The organism is Methylomonas sp. BG-2, assembly GCF_057766305.1.
Genome location: NZ_JBYMAP010000222.1, coordinates 1 through 6,404 on the forward strand (window position 1 = coordinate 1; position 6,404 = coordinate 6,404).

At 58.0% G+C, this 6,404-nt stretch carries 5 protein-coding genes; 1 reads left to right on the plus strand and 4 read right to left on the minus strand.

Going from position 1 to position 6,404, the window contains the following annotated elements:
- Both AC3B8H_RS17045 and fba read right to left on the minus strand, forming a co-directional pair.
- A partial coding sequence (locus AC3B8H_RS17045; RefSeq protein ID WP_488442739.1) for a phytanoyl-CoA dioxygenase family protein occupies window positions 1–555 on the minus strand: 555 nt, incomplete at its 3' end.
- An 85-nt stretch (window positions 556–640) separates the two neighbouring features.
- Window positions 641–1,660: a class II fructose-bisphosphate aldolase gene (fba, locus tag AC3B8H_RS17050; protein ID WP_488442740.1), complete on the minus strand. Its 1,020-nt coding sequence runs from the start codon at window positions 1,658–1,660 to the stop codon at window positions 641–643.
- Window positions 1,661–1,946: 286 nt separating this feature from the next.
- On the opposite strand from fba, the gene gpmI reads away from it, so the two are divergent.
- Window positions 1,947–3,587 carry a 2,3-bisphosphoglycerate-independent phosphoglycerate mutase gene (gpmI, locus tag AC3B8H_RS17055; RefSeq protein WP_488442741.1) on the plus strand — a complete coding sequence of 547 codons (1,641 nt, stop codon included), beginning with the start codon at window positions 1,947–1,949 and terminating at the stop codon, window positions 3,585–3,587.
- Between the two features lie 157 nt (window positions 3,588–3,744).
- Here the strand turns inward: gpmI and AC3B8H_RS17060 are convergent, their stop codons facing one another.
- The gene (locus AC3B8H_RS17060; RefSeq protein WP_488442742.1) at window positions 3,745–4,581 is read right to left on the minus strand and encodes an HDOD domain-containing protein; all 837 of its coding nucleotides are present in this window, start codon (window positions 4,579–4,581) and stop codon (window positions 3,745–3,747) included.
- A gap of 18 nt (window positions 4,582–4,599) precedes the next feature.
- Window positions 4,600–6,404: GspE/PulE family protein (locus tag AC3B8H_RS17065; protein ID WP_488442743.1), on the minus strand; the 1,805-nt coding region annotated here is incomplete at its 5' end.

Here is a 6,404-nt window from a genome sequence, read left to right on the forward strand (position 1 = left end):
CAGCTCGTCGCTTTGCTGATGTCCGTTGGTTTCGAAGCGCACGTCGCGCTCCAACTCGCTATCCCAACGGCCATGACTGCCGGGTAGCAACGCAATACCCTGTTCCGCGATCAACGGCACCCGCACATGCAAGGCCAGTAACCGGCCCTGCTCCGCGCGCTGGTTGCGATCGTCGATGTCGCTGTATTGCAGGTCCCGATGCCAGTACGGCGCTTGGCCGGGATCGTCAGGATTGAAAAACAATTGAGTATTGTGAAAGTACAGCGTGTCGCCGAACAGGCTTTCCAACCAGACCGCGAGGCAAGGCTGGGCGATCCAATCGAACAAGGCCAAACGCTGCTCCGGCAGCCCCGGAAAATAGCGTGCGTCGGTCAAACCGTACATATTCACCAAGCGATTGACGATCATTAACGCCCGGTTTTCAGCCAACCACGCTCGATAAATCCGTTCGACTATCGCTTTCAGCGCCGCCATTTGCGTTTGGGAAAACAGGTTTCGCGCTAGCAAATAGCCTTGCGCGCCGAAGGTTTTGGCGTTGGGGTAGGAATCGTTCATCAGTGTGCGCCGATCGGAATGGGTTGGATTGCGACCGTCGCCGAGACCAACGAGCGGCGGGCCGGGTGGCTGGAGACAATCCGGGCTAAGCCTTGGTCCGCCGGTAACGTTCAGCCATGTCGCTGAGCGGCACCACCTTGATTTTTCCGGCATGGCCGGCCGAGCCGAACGCTTCGTAACGGGCTTGGCACAAAGCCTGCATTGCCTCCCTGGCGGCTTGATAGGTTTTACGGGCGTCCAGTTCGGCGGCATGTTCGGGCTGAGCCAAAAACCGGCGCATCGCGCCGGTGGACGCCATCCGCAGATCGGTGTCGATATTGACTTTGCGGACGCCGTATTTGATGCCTTCGACGATTTCCGCGACCGGCACGCCGTAGGTCTCGGGAATCGCGCCGCCGTATTCGTTGATGACTTGCAACCACTCTTGCGGTACCGAACTGGAGCCGTGCATGACGAAATGCATGTTCGGCAGCCGTTGCTGTAATGCCTGCAGACGACTGATCACCAACACTTCGCCGGTAGGCGGCTTGCTGAACTTGTAGGCACCGTGGCTGGTACCGATAGCGACCGCCAGCGCATCGACCCCGGTTCGCGCCACGAACTCGGCCGCTTCGCCGGGGTCGGTCAGCAGCCGGCTGTGGTCTGCGCCCCCGTTCTCCAACGAGCCTAGACAGCCGATCTCGCCCTCCACCGACACGCCGCAAGCGTGGGCCATCGCGACGACCTGCCGGGTCACCTCGACGTTGTAATCGAACGACGCCGGCGTTTTCATATCCTCCAGCAACGAGCCGTCCATCATCACCGAACTAAAGCCGGATTGGATGGCTTGCGCGCAAATGGCCGGCGCCGGGGCGTGGTCGCGGTGCATGACGACCGGAATCTCGGGATATTGTTCGATGGCGGCCAAGATCAAATGCCGCAGGAACACTTCGCCGGCATAACGGTTGGCGCCGGCGGAGCCTTGCATGATGACCGGGCTGTCGCAGGCCCGCGCCGCCGCCATGATGGCTTGCACCTGTTCCATGTTACTGACGTTGAAGGCCGGCACCGCGAAATCGTGCTCGGCCGCGTAATCCAGAATTTGTCGTAACGACGCTAATGCCATGAGGCTCTCCTAAAGCGGTTCTCGAAAATTGCCGCGACCGTCCGGCGGACGCGGCGCGCCATCGTAATGGCATTACCGCGAATTCGCCAGCGCGGCGACACCGAATTTGTCGTTAAAACGGTTCGCGGCGGGCACGAGCGCCGCGAAATTGGATGAATTGCCGACGCGGCGGGCGCTTAGCGTTTGCCGGTTTTCCCGGCGAGCGGCACAACTGATAAAATACGGACCAATTGCCGCCAACGCGCTAATTCCTCCATTCGCTGATTTTCCACACTACCCAAACCTTATGAAACTCGAAAAATCTTCCCGCTTTTCCGCCTGTCCCGGCCCCGTGGTCACCATCGTGCTGGACGGCGTCGGTATTTCGCCGCGCGAAGACGGCGACGCGGTCAAAACCGCCCGAACCCCAACCCTGGATAAGCTGATGGCCAGTTATCCGATGGTGGCGCTGCGCGCGCACGGTACCGCCGTCGGCATGCCCAGCGACGACGACATGGGTAACAGCGAGGTCGGCCACAATGCCTTCGGTGCCGGCCGGGTGTTTGCCCAAGGCGCCAAATTGGTCGCCGAATCCATCAGCAGCGGCCATCTCTGGCAAGGTCATGCCTGGCATGAGGTGATTGCCACCGCCAAGCAAGGCGGCACTTTACACTTCCTGGGATTGTTCTCCGACGGCAATGTACATTCGCATATCGACCATTTGAAAGCGATGATCGAACGGGCCAAGCAAGAAGGCGTCGCCAAAGTACGACTGCATATTTTGCTGGACGGCCGCGACGTCGGCGAAACCTCTGCATTGGACTATGTCGATCCGTTCGAGGCCTATCTGGACGGCCTACGCAGCGCGGACTTCGACGTGGCGATTGCTTCCGGCGGCGGCCGCATGCAAATCACGATGGACCGCTATGAAGCGGACTGGAGCATGGTCAAGCGTGGCTGGGACATTCATGTGCTGGGCTTGGGCAGACAATTTGCCAGCGCCCACGAAGCCATCGTTACCTTTCGCAACGAGGCCAAGGTCATCGACCAGGATTTGCCCGGCTTCGTGGTTGCCAAAGACGGCAAACCGCTGGGAACCATCGTCGACGGCGATGCCGTGGTGTTTTTTAACTTCCGCGGCGACCGCGCGATAGAAATTTCTCGCGCCTTTACCGAAGAGCAATTCAGTCCGTTCGAGCGCGGCCCGCTGCCGAAAGTGACCTACGCCGGTATGATGCAATACGACGGCGACACCAAATTGCCGCCGCGTTTTTTAGTTGAGCCACCGACCATCGACCGCACTTTGGGCGAATATCTGGCCAAGAACGGCGTGTCGCAATACGCCATCAGCGAAACCCAAAAATTCGGTCATGTCACTTATTTCTGGAACGGCAACCGCTCCGGAAAGTTCGACGAGGCTTCCGAAACTTATGTAGAAATCCCCAGCGACGTCGTGCCGTTCGAACAACGGCCGTGGATGAAATGCGCCGAAATCACCGACACCTTGATTGAAGCGGTACGCAGCGGTCACTATCAATATCTGCGGGTCAATTACGCCAACGGCGACATGGTCGGCCACACCGGCAATTTCGAAGCAGCGGTTACCGCGATGCAGGGCCTGGATCTGCAATTGGCGCGTTTGATTCCGGTGATTCTGGAAATGAACGGCACGGCCATCATCACCGCCGACCACGGCAATGCCGACGAAATGTACGAACTGGATAAGAAAGGCCATGTGGTCAGGAATGCCGAGGGTCGTACCAAGGCCAAAACCTCGCATACCTTGAATCCGGTGCCGTTCGTGTTGGTGTCCGGGGAGAACCCCGGCTACAGATTGCGCAGCGATATAGCGGCGCCGGGCTTGGCGAATTCGGCGGCGACTATCCTGAATTTGTTGGGCTTCGAAGCGCCGGAGGATTACGATCCGAGTTTGATCGAGGCGGTCTAACGAGGCCGGTTGCCGCGCGGCTGGTTTGGCGCGGCAACCGCAACTCCCGGCTTCCGATAGGTTCGCTAGCGCTGGACTTTGGCTACGCGGCTAAAGCCCGGCTCTCGCTGGCGTGGCATACCGTCCGCGCCAGCGAAACCGCATTCGCGACCAAGTACTAAGCCGACAAGGCCAAGGAATCTTCCAACGCAATTTCCAACTCGGCCAGCGCAATGTCGGACAAACCCAAACGCGCCACTTCCTCGCTGCTCGAAACCAGCAAGTCCGGTTGCGCGCGCGGCGCAATACCCAGCTTATAACAGACCATGTCGGCGACTCTGACGATCAGCTCGACCGTGCCGCTGTCGGCGCATTCAGTATCGTGATGGGAACCGGCGACGTTGCAGTAAATTTCCGGCAAATTCCAGGATCGCAATAACCAAGCGCCTTTTTCCTCGTGTTGGCGCGAGATGACTTCTTGTATCAGATCATCCGGCAGGTTTAGGCTGGGATCCTGGCGACGCAAGTCTTCCAGGCAGCGTATCAACAACAGTTCACCGATATCGTGAAACAAACCGGCCATGAAGGCCTCTTCGGCCAGCGCCTGAAAAGCCAGGCGCTTTGCCAGCCATTCGCTGCCCAGCGCCACCGCGACGCTGTGTTGCCACAGCTTGGTCATGAATTGCGTGGTGGCCGGATCCTTGGCGGTAAACAGGCCTTTTTGCATTACCAAGGTGGCGATTTGCACGATCTTTGGCAGCCCCAACCGGACAATCGCGTCCTTGACCGTATTGATTTTGCTCAGACTGGCATAGAACGACGAATTGGCCACCCGCAAAATTTGACTGGCTAGACTGGCATCCATCGCTATTTGTTTGGCAATCGCGTCCAGCGAGCGATTCTCGTCTTTCAGTGCCAACCGCAACTCGGTCACCGCGCGCGGAAATACCGGCAACGCGGTGGTTCCGGACGCAATGGCTTCATCGATTAATTCCGCAAGGGATTTATCACTCATTTTTAGTCGTGTTTGCTATCAACGGCTGCCTAACAAGCGCCGCAATTCGTATAGTGGGCGAGGTTTGCCGAAACGCGGCAAATTGTGAATAACTTCCTGCAACGAAGTCACGCCGGCCGCGGCCTTGACCAAGCCGTCCTCGACCAGCGTCACCAAACCGGCGGTCTCCACGCTGATCCGGCGAATTTCGTAGGAGGTTTTGCGCTGCAGGATCGCATCCTTGACCATTTCGTTCATGGACAATAATTCAAAAACACAAACCCGGCCCGCATAACCGGTAAAGCGGCATTTCTCGCAGCCTCGTCCCAACATAAAGGTCCCGCCGGTCAAATCCTCCGGCGTGATACTCAGACGACGCAACAAGCCCGGATCGGGACGGAACGGTTCGGCGCAATGGCGGCAGACCCGTCGCAACAAACGCTGCGCCACCACCGATACCACGGTCGAAGAGATCAAGAATGCCTCAATTTCCATATTAAGCAAGCGCAACAGGCCGCCAATGCTATCCTCGGTATGAAATGTCGTCAGCACCTTGTGGCCGGTCAGCGCCGCTTGTATCGCGGTATCGGCGGAAAACTTATCGCGAATTTCGCCGAGCACGATGATATCCGGATCCTGACGCACGATATGCCGCAAGGTTTCTTCATAGGTCAAGTTGATCTTAGGATTGATCGAGCACTGCGCCACACCGTCGATCACATACTCGACCGGATCTTCGGCGGTCACGATGCTGACTTCCGGCGCATTCAAATAATCCAGCGCGCTGTACAAGGTCGTGGTTTTGCCGGAGCCGGTCGGACCGGTAATAATCACGACGCCGGTCGGCACATCCAACGAGTCCTGGACGAAACGCTCCAACATCAACGGCGCCATGCCGACTTCATGAATATCCAGCAATTCGGTCTTGCGGTTCAATAGACGCAAAACAATTTTTTCGCCGTTGAGCGTGCTGAAAAACGAAGCCCGCATGTCGATGACGTGATTCGTCGCGGCCTGTTCGAACTGCACGCGGCCGTCCTGGTGGCGGCGCTTCTCGGCGATATCGGCGCCGGCCATCACCTTGATCCTGCTAATTAAGGGCTGAGCCAGCTTGGATGAGAAATCCTGGTAATGCACCATGATGCCGTCGATCCGGAAGCGAACCCGCAATTTATGCTCCAGCGGCTCGATGTGGATGTCGCTGGCCTCCTGACGGATCGCCTCGTCGAATATACCATTGACGATCGCGACGACCGATTGCTCGGAAACCGACATTTTCTCGGAGCCGGCGTTGCGCTCAAAATTCAACAGAAAACGCATGATCTGGGAATAGCGCCCAACCGCCGGGATAATCTCGCCGCCCAGTACGTGCCTGGCCGTTTCTATGGCCGCGTGGTCCAGCGGATCGCCGAACGCAACCAAAATGCCGTCTTGTTGTTTCTCGATCGGCAAGAAACAGTGTTTGTTGGCCGACTTGAGCATCTGCCTGGACAACAGGCCTTGGTCAACGTTGGCGATACCAAGGTCGATGACCGCGATCCCCATCAAATCCGCCAACACTTCCAGCATTTTGGACTCGGAGATCAAATTGCGCTCGACCAGGATTTCACCCAGCCGCTTACGGCCGGCGTCCTGTTGTTGCGCGGCCAGCGCCAGTTGCAGGTCGGTATTGCCGATGTAGCCGAACTCGACCAGGAAACGTCCCAATTTAACCTTGATCGGATGGCGGCGAAACAGCTCCGCCAATTGAGCCTGGGTGACGTAACCCAGATCGCACAGCACGACCAAGATTGGCTTGGCGGATTCCAATTTGTGTTGCACGCGCAACGCGTACTTGAGTTTGG